The organism is Nocardioides oleivorans (genome assembly GCF_004137255.1).
Lineage (GTDB): Bacteria > Actinomycetota > Actinomycetes > Propionibacteriales > Nocardioidaceae > Nocardioides > Nocardioides oleivorans.
The window spans coordinates 121800-142400 of the sequence record NZ_SDWT01000003.1; the positions used below are offsets into that span (position 1 = coordinate 121800).

Genomic DNA, 20601 nt, shown 5'->3' on the forward strand with positions numbered 1-20601 from the left:
GGTGGGGTTCAGACCCCGCGGAAGCGGTTGATCGCCGTCTCGTGCTCGGCGCGCATCTCGTGGTCGCGGACGCCGAGGCCCTCCTCGGGGGCCAGGCAGAGCACGCCGACCTTGCCCTGGTGGGCGTTCTGGTGGACGTCGAGCGAGGCCTGGCCGACCTCGTCGAGGGTGTAGGTCCGCGACAGGGTCGGGTGGATCCTGCCCTTGGCGATGAGGCGGTTGGCCTCCCACGACTCGCGGTAGTTGGCGAAGTGGCTGGAGATGATCTTCTTGAGGTTCATCCACAGGTAGCGGTTGTCGTACTCGTGCATGAAGCCGGAGGTCGACGCGCAGGTGGTGATGGTGCCGCCCTTGCGGGTGACGAACACGCTGGCGCCGAAGGTCTCGCGACCGGGGTGCTCGAAGACGATGTCGATGTCCTCGCCGCCCGTGAGCTCGCGGATGCGGGCACCGAACCGCTTCCACTCCTTGGGGTCCTGCTGGGTGTTCTCGTCGTTCCAGAACCGGTAGCCCTCCTCGGACCGGTTGATGATCAGCTCGGCTCCCATGCTGCGGGCGATGTTCGCCTTCTCCTCGTTGGAGACCACGCACACAGGCGTCGCGCCCCCGTTGAGGGCGTACTGCGTGGCGAACCCGCCGAGACCGCCCGAGGCGCCCCAGATCAGGACGTTGTCGCCCTGCTTCATGTCGCCGCCGTTCTTGCTGACCAGCTGGCGGTACGCCGTGCAGTTCACGAGGCCGGGCGAGGCGGCCTCCTCCCACGTGAGGTGCTCGGGCTTCGGCATCAGCTGGTTGGCCTTGACCATCGCGACGTCGGCCAGGCCGCCGAAGTTGGTCTCGAAGCCCCAGATCCGCTGCTCGGTGTCGAGCATCGTGTCGTTGTGGCCGTCGGGACCCTCGAGCTCGACGGACAGGCAGTGCGCCACGACCCGGTCGCCCGGCTTCCAGCGGGTGACGCCGGGGCCGGTCTTGAGCACGACGCCGGACAGGTCGGAGCCGACCACGTGGTAGGGCAGGTCGTGGCGCTTGGTGAGCTCGCTGTTGCGGCCGTAGCGCTCCAGGAAGCCGAAGGTGGAGACCGGCTCGAAGATCGAGGTCCACACGGTGTTGTAGTTGATCGCGCTGGCCATCACGGCCACGAACGCCTCACCGGGACCGAGCTCGGGCAGCGGCACCTCGTCGACGTGGATCGACCTGCGCGGGTCCTTCTCCTTCGACGGCACCCCCTCGAACATGTCGACCTCGTCCTTCTTCACGAAGGCGGCGCGGTAGGACTCGGGCAGCTCGAGCGAGGCGAAGTCGCCGGCGCTCGCGGAGTCGGACTGGATGGCGTCGAGGATGTTCTGCACGGGTGTCTCCTGAGCATCTGGTGAGGCATCGGTGTCACGATTCGGGTCAACGTACCGGTGGGTAACCTCGCGTGGTGGGAGGTGTGAGATACATCGCTCAGTGCGCGTGGGCGGCCGGCTCGACGAGCTCGACCAGCACGCCGCCGGCGTCCTTGGGGTGGATGAAGTTCACGCGGCTGTCGGAGGTGCCGCGGCGGGGGGCGTCGTACAGCAGGCGCAGGCCGCGCTCGCGCAGCACGCCCGCCACGTGCTCGACGTCGTCGACGCGGAACGCGAGCTGCTGGAGGCCGGGGCCGCTGCGGTCGAGGAACTTCGCGATGGTCGACTCGGGTGTCAGCGGAGCGAGGAGCTGCAGGCACGACCCCGACGGGTTCGACGAGCCGGGCCCGACGCCGACCATCGCCTCGCGCACGCCCTGCTCCTCGTTGACCTCCTCGTGGAGGACCTGCATGCCGTAGACGTCGCGGTAGAACGCCAGCGCCTCGTCGAGGTCGGGCACCGCGATCCCCACGTGGTCGATGGCGGTGAAGAGGTGCTGGACGTCGGCGGGGAGCTCGGCCGGGATCTCAGGGGGCGTCATGGGCACATGCTGCACGCCGGTGGCCCGACGCGCGAGGAGGTGTGACCGTCGCCACTCGGCGACGGGCACACCTCCCCGACGAGGACCGACGGTCAGAGGATGCTGGGCGTCGACTGGTAGCGGCCGAGCACCGCCGCGGCGTCCATGTCACCGACGAAGCCGAGCGGGCTCCCGCACGACCCGGCGTAGTCGCCGAGCAGCAGGTCCTGGCTGTCCGGCAGGTCGTAGTTGATGGCGATCGACGACGCGACGGGTGTGCCGACCTGGCGACCGTCGACCCACAGCCGCACCGAGGTGCCGTCGTAGGTCCCGACGACGGTGTGCCACTGGCCGTCCCAGAGCTGCGGCCCGGCGTCGTTGGAGAGGGTGAAGCTGCTGCCGTCGGAGACGTAGAAGCGGGCGCCGCCCTGCGCGCCGGTGTAGAGGCCGTACGACGCGGTCTCGCAGGCGAGCGAGCCCTTCGCGGCGATGTAGCGGAAGTAGCCGCCCTGGTCGCTGCGCACCCGGACCGCGAGGGTCACGCCGCTCGGCTCCAGCGACGGGGCGTCGGGGACCGTCACGCGCTGCGAGCCGCTGAACCGGAGCGCGGCGCGCTTGAAGAACAGCAGGCGCGGCAGCTGCACCCACGCCGGGTCGGCGGCGTCGGCGGCGGTGGCCGCGCCGAGGTAGCCGCGGTTGCCGTTGAAGGAGAGGTCGTAGGTGACCTGACCGGCTCCCTCGTCCATCAGCCAGAGGCCGGCGAGGCTGTCGGCCCGGGCGCTGGCAGGCGGGGCGGCGAGGACCGCGCCGAGGACGGCGGTGGTGGTCAGCGCGAGGACGGAGGTCAGGACGCGGCGGACGCGAAGCATGGTCGGCACTCCCAGTGGGTCGTGGGTGGAGCCCGAGATCCCCACCGGTTCGGTGGTGGGGCAACCACATCAGCGACGCGCGTACGCCAGGTGGCGGGCGCGGGCGACCTCCCACAATTTGGGGAACGGGAGCCTCGTCGCCGACCGGCGCCGATGTGACGTGTGCCTCACAGGTGAACGCTCATTCACCCTGCCGGAGGGACCGCGCGGGTGGGTATCGTCCGAAGCGCAGCACGTGCCGCACCCGCCCACGCAAGACCCTGGAGGAACCCCATGACCACGTCCGTGATCGTCGCAGGTGCCCGTACCCCCATCGGACGCCTGCTCGGTGGCCTCAAGGACCTGTCCGCCGCAGACCTCGGCGGCGTCGCCATCAAGGGTGCCCTCGACAAGGCGGGCGTGGCGCCCGACCAGGTCGACTACCTGATCATGGGCCAGGTCATCCTGGCCGGCGCCGGCCAGAACCCGGCCCGCTCCGCCGGTGTCGCCGCCGGCCTGCCGATGAGCATGCCCTCGATCACCATCAACAAGGTCTGCCTGTCCGGCATCAACGCCATCGCGATGGCCGACCAGCTGATCCGCGCCGGCGAGCACGACGTGGTCGTCGCGGGGGGCATGGAGTCGATGACCCAGGCGCCGCACCTGCTGCCCAAGTCGCGCGAGGGGTTCAAGTACGGCGACACCGCGCTGGTCGACTCGATGGCCTACGACGCGCTCTACGACCAGTCCACCCAGCAGGCGATGATCAACCTGACCGACGGCACCAACGCGGCCGGCGCCCACCTGACCCGCGAGGAGCAGGACGCCTTCGCGGCGAGCTCGCACCAGCGCGCGGCGCTCGCCTGGAAGAACGGCCTCTTCGACGACGAGGTCGTGCCGGTGACCATCTCGACGCGCAAGGGCGACGTCGTGGTGTCCCAGGACGAGGGCGTGCGAAGCGACACGACCGTCGAGACCCTCGCCGGCCTGCGCCCGGTCACCAAGGACGGCACCATCACGGCCGGCTCGGCCTCGCAGATCTCCGACGGCGCGTGCGCGGTGGTCGTGATGAGCAAGACGAAGGCCGAGGAGCTCGGCCTCACCTGGATCGCCGAGATCGGCGCGCACGGCCAGGTCGCCGGCCCCGACTCCACGCTCCAGCTCCAGCCGGCCCGCGCCATCGAGAAGGCAGCCGCCAAGGAGGGCATCGCCGTCTCCGACATCGACCTCTTCGAGCTCAACGAGGCCTTCGCCGCGGTCGGCATCGAGTCCGCCCGCCAGCTCGGGGCGTCGGAGGACCAGGTCAACGTGAACGGTGGCGCCATCGCCCTCGGGCACCCGGTCGGCATGTCCGGCGCCCGTATCGTGCTGACCCTCGCCCACGAGCTCAAGCGTCGCGGAGGCGGCGTCGGTGCGGCCGCCCTGTGCGGCGGTGGTGGCCAGGGCGACGCCCTGATCATCCGCGTCCCGGCGTGACCCGGCGCGGCGCGGCCGCCGTACCCGACCTCGTCGCACGCGCACGCGAGGGCGAGCCGGCCGCGGTCGCGCGCCTGATCACGCTCGTCGAGGACGCCTCGCCGCTGCTGCGAGAGGTGATGGCGGCGTTGCGTCCGCACGCCGGCCACGCCCACGTCCTCGGCATCACGGGTGCGCCCGGGGTCGGCAAGTCGACCTCGACCAGCGCGCTGGTCGCCGGGATGCGTCGTGCCGGCAGGCGCGTCGGCGTGCTCGCGATCGACCCGTCCTCGCCCTTCTCCGGCGGCGCCCTCCTCGGTGACCGCGTGCGGATGGGCGACCACGCGCTCGACACCGGCGTCTTCATCCGCTCGATGGGCGCCCGCGGGCACCTCGGCGGGCTGGCCTGGGCGACGCCCCAGGCGGTGCGGGTCCTCGACGCCGCGGGCTTCGACGTCGTCATCGTCGAGACCGTCGGGGTCGGGCAGAGCGAGGTGGAGGTGGCCGGCCTCGCCGACACGACCCTGGTGCTGCTGGCGCCCGGGATGGGAGACGGCATCCAGGCGGCGAAGGCGGGCATCCTCGAGGTCGGCGACGTCTATGCCGTCAACAAGGCCGATCGCGAGGGCGCCGACCGCACCCGGCGCGAGCTGCGGACCATGCTGTCGATGGGCGAGCGGCCCGAGGGATCGTGGCGCCCGCCGGTCGTGCGGACCGTGGCGAGCACGGGGGAGGGGATCGACGGGCTGCTGGCGGAGGTCGAGCGCCATGCTGCCTGGCTCGCGGAGACGGGCGAGCTCCACGCACGTCGTACGACCCGGGCCAGGCACGAGGTCGAGGCGATCGCGCTCGCCGCGCTGCGTGAGCGCTGGGGCGCCGACGACCGGCTGGGACTGGACGAGCTCGCCGGTCGCGTGGCGGCCGGCGAGCTCGATCCCTACGGGGCTGCGGACACGCTGCTCGACGGGCGCTGAGCAGACCGGCCCGGTCGGGTCAGACGGCGGCCGGGACGGGCAGCAGGAGCACCCGGAACTGGTCGGCGGTCTCGCGCGTCCAGGCCTCCAGGACCGCCATGCTGACCGCGTCCGCGGTGATCGAGAGCAGGTAGTGCTCGTGGTCCACCGGGATCGAGGCGATGACGGTCTGGGTCAGGCCGCAGGTCAGCTCGAGGGTCTCCACGCTGGTTCCGATGCGCCCGGCGACGGCCGCGTGGCGCGGGCCGTACGCCGCGGGCTCGGGCCGGGGCTCGGCGAACTTCTGGACGGTCAGGCGGGCCGCCGGGACCAGGTCGTGGCGGTCGTAGCCGAAGCTGACGACGGGGAACCCGTCGGCGGTGCAGATCATCGCCGACGACCGGGAGGGAAGCGCGTCGAGCACGTCGACGAGGCTCTCCCACTGCTCGGCGACCTGGCCGTCGAACGCCGGCGCGCCGGCGACGCGGCGGGCGGACTCGACCGGGCCGGTCGGCGCGGCCGGCACGGGCTGGGGTCCGCGGGAACGGACCTGAGCGCGGCGGAAGTCGGACGCGCGGCCCGACCAGGAGGGCGTGGCCGCCCATCGGTGGGAGATCCGTTCAGTCGTCACGAGTGTGCTTCCTTCCGCATGGAAGCGACGGAGCCCGAGGCGGCGCGCGTGCTGTTTGTGGAGGTCCTGTTGCCTTACGTAGGAGAAACGTAGACGGCCGTGAGGGGTTACGGCCCGATTCCCACGCGGTCTGGACCAGAACCCCCCAGAAGTACTAGCCCCACCCCCTGCGCAGGCGTTTTGCACGCGCGTGCAAACTTGCACTACAGTGCAGAACATGGCCGAAAACACGCGTGAGCAGCGCAAGAACCAGACCCGCGAGGCGCTCTCGCGGGCGGCGATCGAGATCGTCGCGGACGAGGGCATCGACGCCCTGACCGCGGACCGGATCGCCGACGCCGCCGGCGTCTCGCGACGGACCCTGTTCAACTACTTCGCGCGGGTCGAGGACGTCCTCACCGCCACCATCGAGACGGTCACCGCCGACACGATCGACGCGATCGCCGCGCGGCCCGCGGGGGAGCCGCTGCGGGTGTCCGCCCTGGCGGTGCTGGAGGGGCTGATCGACTCACCGGCCTTCGCCCAGGCGCGCGTGCTCGAGCGCGCCGCGGTCCACTCCACGGCCACCCGCCGGTTCCTCCTCGAGTTCGACGACCGCCAGCGCCAGGCCCTCGAGGAGGGCCTGCGCCGGCGACTCGGCCCCGGGATCGACCCCATCTACGCCACCAGCCTCGCCGCCGCGGCCTTCGGCGTCCTGTGCTCCGTCACCCGGCTCGCCGTCGACGCGGCCGGCGACGACGACGTACGGGCGGCGGACCTGCACCGCGCGTGGACGCGCCAGGGCTTCGAGCACCTCTTCGCCGGGTTCGACGAGGCCGCCGCCCTTCCCGACCAGGAGTCCTGACATGGCTTCCCTGCTGCACCGCCTCGGTGCCTTCTCCGCACGCCGCCCGTTCGCCGTCCTGCTCGCCTGGGTGTTCGTGCTGGCCGCCGCCGTCGGCGGCATGGCGTCGCTGTCGCGCCCGCTGAGCAACGAGTTCGAGATCCCGCACAGCGAGTTCGGCCGGGTCCTCGACGAGCTCGGCCAGGAGATCCCGCAGGTCGCCGGCGGCACCGGCACCGTGGTCGTGCACAGTCCCGACGGCTTCACCGCCGACCAGCGCCGCGCCCTGCGCGACACCATGACCGAGTGGGAGGACCTGCCCCACGTCACGGCGGTGCTCGACCCGTTCAAGCTCCAGCGCCAGCTCGACGGGTCGGGCGACCAGCTCGACCGGGGCCTGCGGAAGCTGACGAAGGGACAGGAGCAGTACGACGAGGGGCGCGCGCAGCTGATCGGCCTGGAGAACTGGCTGGCCGACCACCCCGACGACGCCACCCCGGCGCTCGAGCAGCAGCTCGCCGACGGCAAGGCGCAGCTCGCGGACGCGGGGGAGCAGCTCGACAGCGGCTGGGCGACCTACCACGCGGGCAAGACGCTGAGCGACGCCGGCGACGGCGTCTCCTTCGTGAGCGACGACGGCACGACCGCGCTCGTGCAGGTCCGCTTCGACTCCCAGACCCAGCAGCTCGACCCCGCCGTGCTCGAGCGGGTGCCCGAGACCGGTGCGGCGCTCGCCGATGCCGGCATCCGGGCCGACTACGGCCAGGAGATGACTGCCAGCCGCGAGGTGGGCGGTCCGGGTGAGGTGATCGGGGTCGCGGTCGCCGGCGTGGTCCTGCTCGTCATGCTCGGCTCGCTCGTGCTGGCCGGCCTGCCGCTGGCGATCGCGCTGGTCGGCGTCGGGGTCAGCCTCACGCTCGGCATCGCCACCACGCAGTGGATCTCGTTGCAGTCGATGGCACCCGTCCTCGGCATGATGCTCGGTCTCGCCGTCGGCATCGACTACGCCCTCTTCATCGTCAACCGCCACCGGCACCAGCTCGCCGCACTGGCCGACGAGTCCGACGAGCCCCTCGACGAGGAGCGGATCCGGGCCAGCATCGCGCTGGCCACGGGCACCGCGGGCTCGGCCGTCGTCGTGGCCGGCACGACCGTGGTGATCGCCCTGGCGGCACTGGCGGTGTCGGGCATCCCGACCCTGCTCCAGATGGGGATGCTGGCCGCCTTCACCGTCGCCGTGACCGTCATCGTCGCGCTCACCCTGACCCCGGCCCTGCTCAGCCTCGCCGGGCGTCGCGCGATCCCGCGCCGCCGTCGTACGACGAGGTCCGGACGCGCCCGCGACGGCTGGCCGCAGCGGTGGGTCGGGCTCGTCACCCGCCGCCCGCGCGCCGCGACGGCGCTGGTCACGCTCGTGATGCTCGTGCTCGCCGTCCCCGCGCTGTCGATGCGGCTGGGCCTGCCCGACGGCTCCTCGGAGCCGCAGGACTCGACCGCCTACCGGGCCTACGAGCGCGTGGCCGACGACTTCGGTCCCGGTGCCAACGGCCCGCTCCTGCTGGCCGCGGAGTACGACGCACCGGTCGCCGAGGCCGACGTGGTCGCCGCGGAGGCGAAGGTCGCCCGGGCGGTCCTCGCCGTGGACGACCGCGTGTCCGTGCTCCCGATCGGGACCAGCGACGACCGACGCACGATCGCCTTCCAGGTCGTGCCGGCGGAAGGCCCGTCGGCGGAGTCCACCGTCGAGCTCGTCCAGGGCCTGCGCCGGCTCGCCGCCGGCGACGAGCCGGTCCACCAGACCTCGTCGTGGCTGGGCCTGCAGGACGTCATCGCCGACGCCGACCCGACCGGTGACGAGCTGCTCGGCGACGGTGTCTCGCTCGGCCTCACCGGAGCGACGGTCGCCAACATCGAGGTCTCCGAGCGGCTCGCCGCCGCCCTGCCGCTCTACCTCACGATGGTGATCGGGCTGTCCCTGGTGCTCCTGACGATCGTGTTCCGCTCGATCCTCGTGCCGCTGGTCGCCACGGCCGGGTTCCTGCTCTCGGTCGCCGCCAGCTTCGGCGCGATCGTCGCGGTCTACCAGTGGGGTTGGCTCGGGGCCCTCTTCGACGTGCACGACCCGTCAGCGGTGTTCAGCTTCATGCCGACGCTGCTCATCGGCATCCTCTTCGGGCTCGCGATGGACTACCAGATGTTCCTGGTCTCCGGCATGCACGAGTCCTACGTCCACGGCAAGGACGCGCGGACCGCGGTGCGGGCGGGCTTCGCCTCCGGCGCCCGGGTCGTCGCGGCGGCGGCGCTGATCATGGTCTCGGTCTTCTCCGGCTTCATCTGGGCGGAGATGACCATGGCCCGCTCCATCGGCTTCGGCCTCGCGGTCGGCGTGCTGCTCGATGCCTTCCTGGTCCGGATGACCTTCACGCCCGCGGTGCTGTCGCTGCTCGGCGACAAGGCGTGGTGGCTGCCGGGGTGGCTCGACCGGCTCCTGCCCAACCTCGACGTCGAGGGCGCGGCGCTCGCCCAGCGGTTGGAGCGGGAGCGGACGGAGTCCGAGGCGCCCGCCGAGGAGCCCGCACGGGAGCTGACGCCCGTCAGCTGAGGCGGGTCAGCTCAGGCGCAGGGTCTGGCCGGTGATCCGCGACGCGGAGCTGCTGGCCAGGAACAGCACGGCGTCGGTGACCGCGTCGGTCGTGCGCTGCTGCGGCGTGCGGACCATGGTGCCGCCGGCGGCCCGGCTGCCACCGGCCGGTGGCTGGGTCGACCGACCGTACTGGCGCGGGACGGCCGGCCGGTGCGGGGGAGCGACGGAGTTGACCCGCACGCCCAGCCCGGCCCAGTTGTCACCGGCACGGATGGTGGAGTCGACGAAGTCGGCGTGCGCCGCCTCGGGGGTCGAGGACAGCTCCAGCCAGCGGCGTACGGACCCGGTGTTGACCACGCACCCGCCACCGAGGGCCGGGCTCTGGCCGAGCTTGAGGCGCAGCCGGGTCGTGAGGAACGTCGGGCCGAGCAACCCCGAACGGGCAGCCTCGGCGAGGAAGGAGCGTTCGTCGGCGGAGATGCCGTAGGGGAGCGTGCAGCCGGCGGCGAGGACGAGGACGTCGATCTGGTCGACCATGCCGACGAGGTGGTCGATCGACTCCTGGCGGGCCAGGTTGACCGACTCGTAGTCGAACGCCGAGAGGTCGGCGTCGTAGAGGGAGCGCAGCATCATCGTGCCGGTCACCGTCACCGAGGCGCCCGAGGCGGCGAAGGACGAGGCGATCGAGTGGCCCTCGCCGCGTGTTCCGCCGATCACCAGGACCTGGTAGCCGGTGAAGTCGTACGACCCCGAAGTCGTCATGCTGAGGCGTCCCCTCCTGTCGAGCTCAGCGACGTTTCTACCACGCGGTAGGGGAACGGTGACAGGCCCGGAGGTGCTCAGTTCGGCCACAGCCGGACCGGTCAGACCACTTCCTCCTCCGCCAGCACCTCCTCCTCGCGCAGCGGGTCCGCGAGGTCGGGTCGGCCGGTCCGGACGGCGGCGAAGGTCCAGAGCTTGTTGAGCACGAACGACATCGGCGTGACGAGCCCGATCACGATCAGCTGGGACCAGTAGAGGCGGTTGCGCAGGCCGGAGGAGTCGTCGAAGACGCTGGTCGGCAGGCTCACCGGGGAGTGGGGGTGCATGAGCAGGGTGAGGAGCGCGAGCCCGATGACCTGGCCGCCCAGGCCCACGGCGAGGAAGGGCCAGTACTCCTTCCACCAGCCCGACGCGCGGCTGCTCTGGAAGGTCCAGCTGCGGTTGAGCTGGAAGTTGGAGAGGTTCGCGACGAGGAAGGCGATCGTCGAGTAGACGTGGTACCAGCGCAGGTTGAAGTCGGAGGTGCCGAGGCCCACGACCGCCTCGTCGAAGTGCGGGCCGAGCTTGCGCAGCAGGATCAGCGTCACCATGTTGACCACGACGCCCGAGACGCCGACGACCCCGAAGCGCATCAGCAGCGTCAGGTTGCGTCGGTGGCGGGCGAGGAGCGCGCTTCCCCGAGAGGGCATGCGCACGAGGCTACCGACCCGGGCTCGCGCCCGTGGCGGTTCTCCCTAGGATTGAGCCATGACGCAGCAGCCGTTCAGCCGTCCAGGTGCCATCGACCTCTCCGGGCTGGGCAAGCCCGCCCCGCAGGCCGGTCCTCCGGCCGGAGCCCCGTCCGCTCCCGCAGCCGGCGGCGGGTCGTCGTACAGCGTCGTCGTGGACGACCAGAGCTTCCAGGGGCTGCTCGAGCAGTCGATGACGGCGCCGGTGCTGCTGGTGTTCTACTCGCGCACCCGGATGCCCGAGAGCGGACAGCTCGCCGACGACCTCGAGACCGTGGTCGCGGAGCACGACGGGCGCTACCTGCTCGGCCTGGTCGACATCGACGCCGTGCCGCAGATCGCCCAGGCGATGCAGATCCCGTCGATCCCGCTCGTGGTCGCCGTCGTCGACGGTCGCCCGACACCGCTCCTCCAGGACGCGCTGCCGATCGACGAGCTCCGCACCGCCCTCACCCAGGTCGCGCAGCAGCTCACCGCCGGTGGCGTCACCGGACGCCACCAGCCGCGGTCCAGCGTCGCTCCGGCGACCGACGGCGAGGAGGAGGTCGTCGACCCGCGCTACGCGCCCGCCCAGGACGCGCTGGCCGCCGGTGACATCGACGGCGCGGTTGCGGAGTACCAGAAGCTCGTCGCCTCCAACCCGGCCGACGTCGAGGCGGCCGGCGGCCTGGCCATCGCCAAGGTCATGCAGCGCACGCAGGGCGTCGACCTCAGCACCGCCCGCGCGGCCGCGGCCGAGAGCCCCGACGACGTCGACGCCCAGACGATGGTCGCCGACCTCGACATGCTCGGCGGCCACGTCGAGGACGCCTTCACCCGCCTGGTGAACCTCGTCGCCCGCACGACCGACAAGGACCGGGAGAAGGCGCGCGACCACCTCCTCGCGCTCTTCGCAGCCGTCGGCAACGACGACCCGCGCGTGCTCGCGGGTCGTCGCAACCTGGCGTCGGCGCTCTTCTGAGGCCGCGGTGCCCGGGGGCTAGCGCTTCTCGAGCACCGAGCGTCCGGCCTCGAGCCGGGCGACCGGCACGCGGAACGGCGAGCACGAGACGTAGTTGAGGCCGACGGCGTCGAAGAAGTGCACGGAGCGCGGGTCGCCGCCGTGCTCGCCGCAGACGCCGACCTTGAGGTCGGGCTTGGTCTCGCGGCCCTTGGCGGTGCCCATCTCGACCATGCCGCCGACGCCGCGCTGGTCGAGGGACTCGAACGGCGAGACGTCGAAGATGCCGTGCTCGAAGTAGCGCGAGAAGAACGACGACTCCACGTCGTCGCGCGAGAAGCCCCACGCCATCTGGGTGAGGTCGTTGGTGCCGAAGGAGAAGAAGTCGGCGTCGCGCGCGATCCGGTCGGCGAGGAACGCCGCGCGGGGCAGCTCGATCATGGTGCCGATGGCGATCTCGAGCTTGATCCCGCGCTCCTCCTCGACCTCGGCGATCTGCTGCTCGAGGACGGCCCGGACGATCTCGAGCTCGCGCACGCTGGCGACCAGCGGCACCATGATCTCGGGACGGGGAGCGCCGTGGACGGCCAGCCGGTCGGCGGCGGCCTCGGCGATCGCGCGGCCCTGCATCCGGAACAGGCCGGGGATCTGGATCCCGAGGCGCACGCCGCGCAGGCCGAGCATCGGGTTGGTCTCGTGCAGCCGGCGCACGTGGGTGAGCAGGGTCTTCTGGTGCCGGGCGTGCTCGCTGTCCTCGCCGCGCTCGTCGGCCAGCGCCACCTCGACGCTGAGCTCGGTGAGGTCGGGGAGGAACTCGTGCAGCGGCGGGTCCAGCAGCCGGATCGTGACGGGCAGGCCGTCCATCGCCTCGAGGATCTCGGTGAAGTCCTGCTTCTGCAGGGGGAGCAGCGCGGCGAGCGCGGCCTCCACTCCGGCCTCGTCCTCGGCCACGATGAGCTTCTCGACCAGCTCGCGGCGCTCGCCGAGGAACATGTGCTCGGTGCGGCACAGGCCGATCCCCTGGGCGCCGAAGCGGCGGGCGCGGGCAGCGTCCTCGGGGGTGTCGGCGTTGGTGCGCACCCGCAGGCGGCGCGCACCGTCGGCGTGCGCCATGATCCGGGCGACCGTCTGGGCGAGGTCGTCGTCGAGCTTCTCGCCCTCGAAGTGGCGTACGACGACGGAGTCCGCGACCGGGACCGCGCCGGCGAAGACCTCGCCGGTGCTGCCGTCGATCGAGATGACGTCGCCCTCGGCGATGGTGGCGCCGTCCCGGACGACGAACTGCTTGCCCTTGGTGTCGACGTCGAGCGACTCCGCCCCGCACACGCACGTACGGCCCATGCCGCGCGCGACCACGGCGGCGTGCGAGGTCTTCCCGCCGCGGCTGGTGAGGATGCCGCGGGCGGCGACCATGCCGCGCAGGTCGTCGGGGTTGGTCTCCTTGCGGACCAGGATCACGTCCTCGCCCCGGGCGGCCCACTCGACCGCCGTGTCGGAGTCGAAGACCGCCTTGCCGACCGCCGCGCCGGGGGAGGCGTTCATGCCCTTGGCGAGCAGGGTGCGCTCGGCGTCCTCGTCGAAGCGGGGGAACATCAGCAGCGCGAGCTGCTCGCCGGTCACCCGGAGCACGGCCTCGTCCATCTGGATCAGGCCCTCGTCGACCATGTGGACCGCGATCCGGAACGCCGCCTCGGGGGTGCGCTTGCCGACGCGGGTCTGGAGCATCCAGAGCTTGCCGCGCTCGACGGTGAACTCGATGTCGCACATGTCGCGGTAGTGCCGCTCGAGGCGGCCCATGATGTCCATCAGGTCGTCGTGGGACCGGGCGTCGATCTCGGCCATGTCGGCCAGGGACACGGTGTTGCGGATGCCGGCCACGACGTCCTCGCCCTGCGCGTTCTGCAGGTAGTCGCCGTACTCGCCCTGCGCGCCGCTGGCGGGGTCGCGGGTGAAGGCGACGCCGGAACCTGAGTCCATGCCGAAGTTGCCGAAGACCATCGCCTGCACGTTGACGGCGGTGCCGAGGTCTTCCGGGATCCGCTCCTGGCGGCGGTAGAGCCGCGCGCGGTCGGTGTTCCAGGAGTCGAAGACCGCGCGGATGGCGAGGTCCATCTGCTCGCGCGGGTCCTGCGGGAAGTCGCGGCCGGTGTGCTCCTTGATGATGGCCTTGAAGGCCTCGACGACGCCCTTGAGGTCCTCGGCGTCGAGGTCGAGGTCGGACTCGGTGCCCTTGGCCTTCTTCACCGCGTCGAGCGCGTCGGAGAACAGCTCGGACTCCACGTGCAGGACCGTGCCGCCGAACATCTGGAGCAGGCGGCGGTAGGAGTCCTGGGCGAACCGCTCGGACTCGCTGCGCGCGGCCAGGCCGCCCACGGAGGTGTCGTTGAGGCCGACGTTGAGGACCGTCTCCATCATCCCGGGCATCGAGAACTTCGCGCCCGAGCGGACCGAGACGAGCAGCGGGTCGTCGGCGTCGCCGAGCGTCTTGCCCATCGCCTCCTCGAGCGAGGCGAGGTGCTCGGTGACCTCCTCCGCGAGCCCGTCGGGCATCCCGCCCTCGGCCAGGTAGGCACGGCAGGTCTCCGTGGAGATCGTGAACCCCGGTGGCACGGGGAGGCCGAGGTTGGTCATCTCGGCCAGGTTGGCGCCCTTGCCCCCCAACAGGTCCTTCTGGTCCTTGTTGCCCTCTGCGAAGTCGTAGACCCAGCTCATGGAGGCATCCTGCCTCAGCGGCCGGACTCCGTATACGGCTGAGCGCCGCCGACGGCCGCGCGGACGCGGCGGGCGGTGAAGTCGGCGGCGAGCTCGTCGACCTCCTCGAGGGTGCAGAACCGCACGTCTCGGATCTCGCGCTCCTGCTTCACCACGGTGGCGAGCACGCCCTGGTCGAGGGTGCCGCCGTCGAAGACGAGGCACACGGCGTCGTCCCAACCACCCCACGGGGGCAGCCAGTCGGTGAGCACGAGCCCGCCCGCGGCGAGGGTGAGCCCGAGCTCCTCCTCGACCTCGCGCTCGACGGCCAGCCTCGGTGACTCACCGACCTCGACCACGCCGCCGGGCAGGTCCCAGTCCTTCTTGTACGTCAGCTGGCACAGCAGCACCCGGCCCTCCGGGTCGCGCACGAGCATCTGCGCGATCGCCCGCTTGCGGGGGAGGAAGGAGTTGAGGAGCGACCGGAAGGACTCGGGGTCGCTGAGCGGGGGGTCGGTCACGAGTCGCGCGAAGACGAGGTAGGAGGTGGCGTCCGCCCGATCACCCATCCCGGGCGTGATGCGCTGCGAGCCCTCCAGGCGCAGCCCGGCACGCGTGGCGACCCGGCGGCTGCGATCGTTGCGGGGGTCGATGCGGGCCTCGACCCGCTGCAGGCCCCAGCCGCCCTCAGCAGGGTCCGCGAACGCCCAGTCGACCAGGATGCGCACGGCGCGGGTGGCGAAGCCCCGGCCCCGGCGACCGGCGTACAGGGTCCAGCTCAGCCGTGCCCCGGCGTCGCCCTCCCGGGTCAGCTCGACGCTGCCCACGAGCCGGTCGTCGTGCGTCACCACGAAGGACGCCTGCTCGCCGGTCCGGTAGCGCTCGCGCCACCGGGCGATGGCCCGCGCATGGGCACCGGCCGTGACCGCCGCCGGGTCCCAGCCGAACCAGAGCGCCATCTCCTCGTCGTGCCCGGCGACGGCCTCGTCGACGTCGTCGTCGCGCCACGGGCGCAGGGAGATCGTGCCGTCGGTCAGGGTCGGCTGGTCGTCGGGCACGCAGCCACCCTAGCGAGCGCCCGCACGGCCCGACCCCCCGTCGCGTCCGGCGGCCGGGCGGGGGAACGGGCGCCCGCGGGTCAGGCGTCCTTGCGGAACCAGACGGTGGCCAGGGGCGGGACCACGATGTCGGCGTAGGCTGGCTGACCGTGGACGTCGCCGGCGACGGCGGTGATCGAGCCGAGGTTGCCCACGCCGGAGCCGTGGTAGGTCTCGGCGTCGGTGTTGAGGACCTCGGTCCACGTGCCCTCCGACGGCAGGCCGAGGCGGTAGCCGTCGTGGGGAGTGCCGGCGAAGTTGGCCACGCAGACGACGTCGGGGTGGCCCGGGGCCCGGCGCACGAAGGAGAACGTGCTGCGACCCGCGTCGTTGGCGTCGATCCAGGCGAACCCGGACGGGTCGTTGTCACGACCCCACAGGGCGCCGGTGGCGGAGTAGGCGTGGTTCATGTCGCGGACCATCGCGTGCACGCCCGCGTGCTCGGGGTGCTCGAGGAGCCACCAGTCGAGCTCGCGGCTCTCGGCCCACTCGGACTCCTGGCCGATCTCGCAGCCCATGAAGAGCAGCTGCTTGCCGGGGTGCGCCCACATGTAGGCGAGGTAGGCGCGGAGGTTGGCCAGCTGCTGCCACCGGTCGCCGGGCATCTTGCGCAGCAGCGAGCCCTTGCCGTGGACGACCTCGTCGTGGCTGATCGGGAGGACGTAGTTCTCCGCGAAGGCGTAGACCAGCGAGAAGGTCATCTCGCCGTGGTGGTGGCTGCGGTAGAGCGGGTCGCGGGCGACGTAGTCGAGCGAGTCGTGCATCCAGCCCATGTTCCACTTGAAGCCGAACCCGAGGCCGCCGTTGCTGGTCGGTCCGGTGACGCCCGGCCACGCGGTGGACTCCTCGGCGATCGTGACGATGCCGGGGACCCGCTTGTAGACGGTGGCGTTCATCTCCTGGAGGAACTGCACGGCCTCGAGGTTCTCGCGGCCGCCGTGCTTGTTGGGCGACCACTCGCCGGCCTCGCGGGCGTAGTCGAGGTAGAGCATCGAGGCGACGCCGTCGACGCGGAGGCCGTCGGCGTGGAACTCCTCGAGCCAGAAGACGGCGTTGGCGTAGAGGAAGTTGCGGACCTCGTTGCGGCCGAAGTTGAAGATGTGGGAGCCCCACTCCTTGTGCCAGCCGCGCTGCGGGTTGGGGTCCTCGTAGAGCGGAGTGCCGTCGAAGCGGGCCAGGGCCCACTCGTCGGTGGCGAAGTGGCCGGGCACCCAGTCGAGGATGACGCCGACGCCGGCCTGGTGCAGCCGGTCGATGAGCCGCTTGAGCCCGTCGGGGTCGCCGAAGCGCGAGTCCGCGGCGAAGTACGACGTCACGTGGTAGCCCCACGACCCGCCGAACGGGTGCTGCATCACGGGCATGAACTCCACGTGCGTGAAGCCGAGGTCGGCGACGTACGGCACGAGGGCGTCGGCGATCTCGTCCCACGAGTAGAGCTCGCCGGAGTAGTGCTTGCGCCACGACGCGAGGTGGACCTCGTAGGTCGACATCGCCTCGTCCACCGGCTGCCGGGTGCTGCGGGCCTCGATCCAGTCGTCGTCACCCCACTGGTGGCCGGACTGCCAGACCACGGAGGCGGAGCTCGGTGGCTTCTCGGCGTACTGCGCCATCGGGTCGGCGCGGTCGACCCACTGACCGTCGGCGCCGCGGATGCGGTACTTGTACTGCGCGCCGACACCGACGTCGGGCACGAAGGCGTGCCACACGCCCGGTCCGTCGAGCCGTGCCATCGGGTGGGCGGACCCGTCCCAGCCGGCCCAGTCGCCCGCGACCTGGACCTCCTGCGCGTTCGGCGCCCACACGCGGAACGACGTGCCGTCCGCGGTGACCTGGGCGCCGAGGACGGTCCAGAGCTGCTCGTGGCGGCCCTCGCCGATCAGGTGCAGGTCGAGCTCGCCGGGCGCGTGGACGGGTCCGGCGGGGGTGGCGGCGGGGGTGGCGGCGGGGGTGGCGGCGATGGTTCGGGTGGTGGTGCCAGTGGTCGTGCCAGGTGTCTCGGTCATGCGTCCCTCCCAGGATGATCGACGAGGGCGGCCAACGGGATGGAGAGCCATCCCGGACGGTTGCGTGCTTCGTAGACGGCTTCGTAGACGACCTTGTCGGCGATGTAGGCGTCGAGCAGGACCGCGGCCGTCCGGTCGAGGTCCCGGCCGCGCTGCGCGGTGTAGGCCTCGACGAAGGCGGCGCGGTTGCGCGCCGACCACTCGGCCGCCCGGTAGTCGCGCTGGCCGGCGTCGGGCGCGTCGGGGCCCAGGCCCGTCAGCGAGACCACGCGGGGTGCGTAGTCGAAGGACCGGATCATGCCGGCCACGTCGCGCCACACGGAGTCGGGCTTGAGGCGGACCGCGAGCGGCTTGGCGGGCTCGCCCTCGAAGTCGACGATCTTCCAGCCCCTGGCCGTGCGCAGCGTCTGGCCCAGGTGCAGGTCGCCGTGGACCTGCTGGACCTCGACGGCGTCGAGCGCGCGGAGGGCGGCGTACGTCGCGCGCAGCCGGTCGGCGTGGGGCGCCAGGTCGGGTACGACGACGAGGGCGGCGTCGAGCCGTTCCTCCATCGCGCCGGCCAGGCCGTCGATCGCGCCTGCGTCACGCTCCTCGACGGGGAAGTGGGCGGCCAGGTCGGTGTGCACCTCGGCGAGCGCGGTGCCGAGCCGGGCGGCCTCGCCGGCGAAGTCGCCGCCGACCTCGTCGGCGTGCAGGTCGGCCTCGGCGAAGAGGTTGCGGACGCTGGCCAGGGCCAGGTCCCAGCCGTCGCTGGCGGTGCGCAGGAACTGCTGGAGCATCGCGAGCTGGATCGTCGTGTTGGTCTCGTCGTCGACCAGGTCGAGCCAGCCGTAGAGGGCGGCGACGTGCGTCGACCCGGCCTCGGTGAGGACCTGGTGGATCGCGATGTCGGGGTTCACGCCGGGGGTCACCTTGCGGAAGACCTTCATCAGCGCGTCCTCGCCGAAGGCGACCGAGGAGTTGGACTGCTCGCCGGAGAACAGGGTCGAGTGGGCCTCGAGGTCGAGGTCGTGGCCGGGCAGCCGGTGGAACGCCAGCTCGCCGCGCGAGGCCGACTCGCCCCCCGCGAAGGCCGTCAGCCACAGGCCCATCGCCTCACGGTCGTGGACGGCGTCGTAGACCCACGAGTGGCCGAAGTCCGGGTCGTCCCACTCGCCGACGAGCGCGTGCGCGATGCGGTCCTGCGGCTCGCGGTAGTAGGCGAGCGGGACCTGGTAGAGCTCCGTCTCCGCTGTCTCCGCTGCGTGTCCTGAGCCGGTCGAGGAGTCGGTGAAGGACACCTCGGCGACCTCGATCGCCACGTGCACGCCGTCGGGCGCGTCGGGCAGCTCGCCGACACGTCGTACGCCCGTGAGCGTCCACTCGCGGCCCTTGCCGCCGAACCAGCGGGCCTCGCCGATCCACGTGGCCAGGGGAGCGAGCTCGGCACTCATCCCGGCACCTCCGAGTCCGTCGGGTCGGTGAGCCTGAGCCACAGGAAGCCGTAGCCGCCGAGGGTGAGCAGGTAGGACAGCTCGCCGATCGCGGGGAACGGCACGCCGCCCAGCAGCTCGACGGGCACCATCCCCTCCCACTGGCGCAGGTCGAGCTCGACCGGCTGCGGGAAGCGGGAGAGGTTGTTGACGCAGAGGATGACGTCGCGGCCGTCGGGTCCGGCTCCCTCGGGGGAGTGCTCGCGGACGTAGGACAGCACGCTCGGGTTCGAGCCGCCGAGGTCGTGGAACTCCCCGAGGCCGAAGGCCGGGTGCCGGCGCCGAGCGTGGACGAGCCGGCGCGTCCAGTGCAGCAGCGAGGAGGTGTTCTCGAGCTGCGCCTCGACGTTGACCGACTGGTAGCCGTAGACCGGGTCCTGGATCGCCGGCAGGTGGAGCTTGCCGGGGGTGGCGTTGGAGAAGCCCGCGTTGCGGTCGGGCGTCCACTGCATCGGCGTACGCACCCCGTCGCGGTCGCCGAGCCAGATGTTGTCGCCCATCCCGATCTCGTCGCCGTAGTAGAGGACGGGGGAGCCGGGCAGCGACAGCAGGAGCGCGGTGAAGAGCTCCATCCGGTTGACGTCGCCGTCGAGCAGCGGCGCGAGGCGCCGCCGGATGCCGATGTTGGCCTTCATCCGCGGGTCGTGGGCGTACTCCGACCACATGTAGTCGCGGTCGTCGTCGGTGACCATCTCGAGGGTGAGCTCGTCGTGGTTGCGCAGGAAGATGCCCCACTGGCAGCCGTCGGGGATCGCAGGGGTCTGCTCGAGGATCTCCGAGATGGGGAAGCGAGACTCGCGGCGCACGGCCATGAAGATGCGCGGCATCACCGGGAAGTGGAACGCCATGTGGCACTCGGTGCCGATCCAGCGGCCGTCCTCGGTCTGCTCGGGGCCGAAGTACTCGACCACGTCGGCGGGCCACTGGTTGGCCTCGCAGAGGAGCACGCGACCGGGGTAGTTCTCGTCGACGAACGTGCGGCACTTCTTCAGGAAGTCGTGGGTCTCCTTGAGGTTCTCGCCGTTGGTGCCGGGGCGCTCGTAGAGGTAGGGCACCGCGTCGAGGCGGAAGCCGTCGAGGCCCATGTCGAGCCAGAAGGCCATCGCCTCCAGCATCGCGTCGTGGACCTTCGGGTTGTCGAAGTTCAGGTCGGGCTGGTGGTGGAAGAAGCGGTGCCAGAAGTACTGCTGGCGGACCGGGTCCCACGTCCAGTTGGACGGCTCGGTGTCGACGAAGATGACGCGGGCGTCCTGGTAGAGCTCGTCGGTGTCGGACCAGACGTAGAAGTCGCCGTAGGGGCCGTCGGGGTCGCTGCGGCTGGCCTGGAACCACGGGTGGGCGTCACTCGTGTGGTTCATGACGAAGTCGATGATCACCCGGATGCCGCGCTGGTGGCACGCGTCGAGGAACTCGTGGAAGTCGTCGACCGTCCCGCACTCGGGAAGGATGTTGTTGTAGTCGGCGACGTCGTAGCCGCCGTCGCGCAGTGGCGAGGTGAAGAACGGCGGCACCCACAGGCAGTCGACACCGAGCCACTCGAGGTAGTCGAGCTTCTCGATGAGGCCCTTGAAGTCGCCGGTGCCGTCGCCGTTGGAGTCGCGGAACGAGCGGACCAGGACCTCGTAGAAGACCGCTGTCCTGAACCAGTCCGGCTCCGCGTTCAGCACGGCGGTCGCCGCTCCTGCGTCGGTCGGCATGGGCTGGTC

Annotated in this window: 16 protein-coding genes; 5 read left to right on the forward strand and 11 right to left on the reverse strand. The window is 71.7% G+C overall.

Annotated features, from left to right (window positions below; genetic code table 11):
- Window positions 1–8: 8 nt before the first annotated feature.
- From ccrA to EUA93_RS19260, 3 genes are all read right to left on the reverse strand, one after another.
- The gene (ccrA, locus tag EUA93_RS19250) at window positions 9–1349 is read right to left on the reverse strand and encodes a crotonyl-CoA carboxylase/reductase (protein ID WP_129401961.1); all 1341 of its coding nucleotides are present in this window, start codon (window positions 1347–1349) and stop codon (window positions 9–11) included.
- A gap of 97 nt (window positions 1350–1446) precedes the next feature.
- On the reverse strand, window positions 1447–1929 hold the full coding sequence (mce, locus tag EUA93_RS19255) for a methylmalonyl-CoA epimerase (protein WP_129401962.1): 483 nt from the start codon (window positions 1927–1929) through the stop codon (window positions 1447–1449).
- 92 nt (window positions 1930–2021) lie between these two features.
- Window positions 2022–2777: a LamG domain-containing protein gene (locus EUA93_RS19260; RefSeq protein WP_129401963.1), complete on the reverse strand. Its 756-nt coding sequence runs from the start codon at window positions 2775–2777 to the stop codon at window positions 2022–2024.
- A 273-nt stretch (window positions 2778–3050) separates the two neighbouring features.
- Between EUA93_RS19260 and EUA93_RS19265 the strand changes: the two genes are divergently transcribed.
- Both EUA93_RS19265 and meaB read left to right on the forward strand, forming a co-directional pair.
- Window positions 3051–4232 carry an acetyl-CoA C-acetyltransferase gene (locus tag EUA93_RS19265; RefSeq protein ID WP_129401964.1) on the forward strand — a complete coding sequence of 394 codons (1182 nt, stop codon included), beginning with the start codon at window positions 3051–3053 and terminating at the stop codon, window positions 4230–4232.
- Complete coding sequence (gene meaB, locus EUA93_RS19270; RefSeq protein ID WP_129401965.1) at window positions 4229–5185, forward strand: methylmalonyl Co-A mutase-associated GTPase MeaB; 957 nt, start codon at window positions 4229–4231, stop codon at window positions 5183–5185. The genes EUA93_RS19265 and meaB overlap by 4 nt, the downstream gene beginning before the upstream one ends.
- Before the next feature lie 19 nt (window positions 5186–5204).
- On the opposite strand, the gene EUA93_RS19275 is transcribed toward meaB, so the two are convergent.
- Complete coding sequence (locus tag EUA93_RS19275; RefSeq protein ID WP_129401966.1) at window positions 5205–5795, reverse strand: hypothetical protein; 591 nt, start codon at window positions 5793–5795, stop codon at window positions 5205–5207.
- A gap of 217 nt (window positions 5796–6012) precedes the next feature.
- On the opposite strand from EUA93_RS19275, the gene EUA93_RS19280 reads away from it, so the two are divergent.
- Together EUA93_RS19280 and EUA93_RS19285 are read left to right on the forward strand one after the other, a co-directional pair.
- On the forward strand, window positions 6013–6639 hold the full coding sequence (locus EUA93_RS19280; protein ID WP_129401967.1) for a TetR/AcrR family transcriptional regulator: 627 nt from the start codon (window positions 6013–6015) through the stop codon (window positions 6637–6639).
- 1 nt (window position 6640) lies between these two features.
- Window positions 6641–9220, forward strand: coding sequence for an MMPL family transporter (locus EUA93_RS19285; protein WP_129401968.1), 2580 nt, complete (start codon window positions 6641–6643; stop codon window positions 9218–9220).
- A gap of 6 nt (window positions 9221–9226) precedes the next feature.
- Here EUA93_RS19285 and EUA93_RS19290 read toward each other — a convergent pair whose 3' ends face one another.
- Window positions 9227–9964 carry an SDR family oxidoreductase gene (locus EUA93_RS19290; RefSeq protein ID WP_129401969.1) on the reverse strand — a complete coding sequence of 246 codons (738 nt, stop codon included), beginning with the start codon at window positions 9962–9964 and terminating at the stop codon, window positions 9227–9229.
- A gap of 101 nt (window positions 9965–10065) precedes the next feature.
- A complete protein-coding gene (locus tag EUA93_RS19295; RefSeq protein ID WP_129401970.1) occupies window positions 10066–10653 on the reverse strand; it encodes a GtrA family protein in 588 nt (195 codons plus the stop codon).
- Between the two features lie 58 nt (window positions 10654–10711).
- On the opposite strand from EUA93_RS19295, the gene EUA93_RS19300 reads away from it, so the two are divergent.
- Window positions 10712–11653: a co-chaperone YbbN gene (locus tag EUA93_RS19300; RefSeq protein ID WP_129401971.1), complete on the forward strand. Its 942-nt coding sequence runs from the start codon at window positions 10712–10714 to the stop codon at window positions 11651–11653.
- Window positions 11654–11671: 18 nt separating this feature from the next.
- Here EUA93_RS19300 and ppdK read toward each other — a convergent pair whose 3' ends face one another.
- The 5 genes from ppdK to treS all read right to left on the reverse strand — a co-directional run bounded on the left by ppdK (window position 11672) and on the right by treS (window position 20592).
- Window positions 11672–14344, reverse strand: coding sequence for a pyruvate, phosphate dikinase (gene ppdK / locus EUA93_RS19305; RefSeq protein WP_129401972.1), 2673 nt, complete (start codon window positions 14342–14344; stop codon window positions 11672–11674).
- A gap of 14 nt (window positions 14345–14358) precedes the next feature.
- Window positions 14359–15381, reverse strand: a complete 1023-nt coding sequence (locus tag EUA93_RS19310; protein WP_129401973.1) for an NUDIX hydrolase — start codon at window positions 15379–15381, stop codon at window positions 14359–14361.
- Between the two features lie 80 nt (window positions 15382–15461).
- A complete protein-coding gene (gene glgB, locus EUA93_RS19315; RefSeq protein WP_242497521.1) occupies window positions 15462–17423 on the reverse strand; it encodes a 1,4-alpha-glucan branching protein GlgB in 1962 nt (653 codons plus the stop codon).
- On the reverse strand, window positions 17420–18856 hold the full coding sequence (locus tag EUA93_RS19320; protein ID WP_129401975.1) for a maltokinase N-terminal cap-like domain-containing protein: 1437 nt from the start codon (window positions 18854–18856) through the stop codon (window positions 17420–17422). Before EUA93_RS19320 ends, glgB begins: the two co-directional genes overlap by 4 nt.
- Entirely contained in the window at window positions 18853–20592 is a 1740-nt protein-coding gene (treS, locus tag EUA93_RS19325; protein WP_129402060.1) for a maltose alpha-D-glucosyltransferase, read from the reverse strand. Before treS ends, EUA93_RS19320 begins: the two co-directional genes overlap by 4 nt.
- Window positions 20593–20601 lie beyond the last annotated feature (9 nt).

Excerpts from the sequence above, each read along its gene's own strand:
- EUA93_RS19265 (WP_129401964.1), top strand. The coding sequence starts at position 3,051 with ATGACCACGTCCGTGATCGTCGCAGGTGCCCGTACCCCCATCGGACGC.
- EUA93_RS19295 (WP_129401970.1), bottom strand. The coding sequence starts at position 10,653 with ATGCCCTCTCGGGGAAGCGCGCTCCTCGCCCGCCACCGACGCAACCTG.
- EUA93_RS19320 (WP_129401975.1), bottom strand. The coding sequence starts at position 18,856 with ATGAGTGCCGAGCTCGCTCCCCTGGCCACGTGGATCGGCGAGGCCCGC.
- mce (WP_129401962.1), bottom strand. The coding sequence starts at position 1,929 with ATGACGCCCCCTGAGATCCCGGCCGAGCTCCCCGCCGACGTCCAGCAC.
- EUA93_RS19285 (WP_129401968.1), top strand. The coding sequence starts at position 6,641 with ATGGCTTCCCTGCTGCACCGCCTCGGTGCCTTCTCCGCACGCCGCCCG.
- EUA93_RS19300 (WP_129401971.1), top strand. The coding sequence starts at position 10,712 with ATGACGCAGCAGCCGTTCAGCCGTCCAGGTGCCATCGACCTCTCCGGG.
- treS (WP_129402060.1), bottom strand. The coding sequence starts at position 20,592 with ATGCCGACCGACGCAGGAGCGGCGACCGCCGTGCTGAACGCGGAGCCG.
- EUA93_RS19290 (WP_129401969.1), bottom strand. The coding sequence starts at position 9,964 with ATGACGACTTCGGGGTCGTACGACTTCACCGGCTACCAGGTCCTGGTG.
- glgB (WP_242497521.1), bottom strand. The coding sequence starts at position 17,423 with ATGACCGAGACACCTGGCACGACCACTGGCACCACCACCCGAACCATC.
- EUA93_RS19280 (WP_129401967.1), top strand. The coding sequence starts at position 6,013 with ATGGCCGAAAACACGCGTGAGCAGCGCAAGAACCAGACCCGCGAGGCG.
- ppdK (WP_129401972.1), bottom strand. The coding sequence starts at position 14,344 with ATGAGCTGGGTCTACGACTTCGCAGAGGGCAACAAGGACCAGAAGGAC.
- EUA93_RS19260 (WP_129401963.1), bottom strand. The coding sequence starts at position 2,777 with ATGCTTCGCGTCCGCCGCGTCCTGACCTCCGTCCTCGCGCTGACCACC.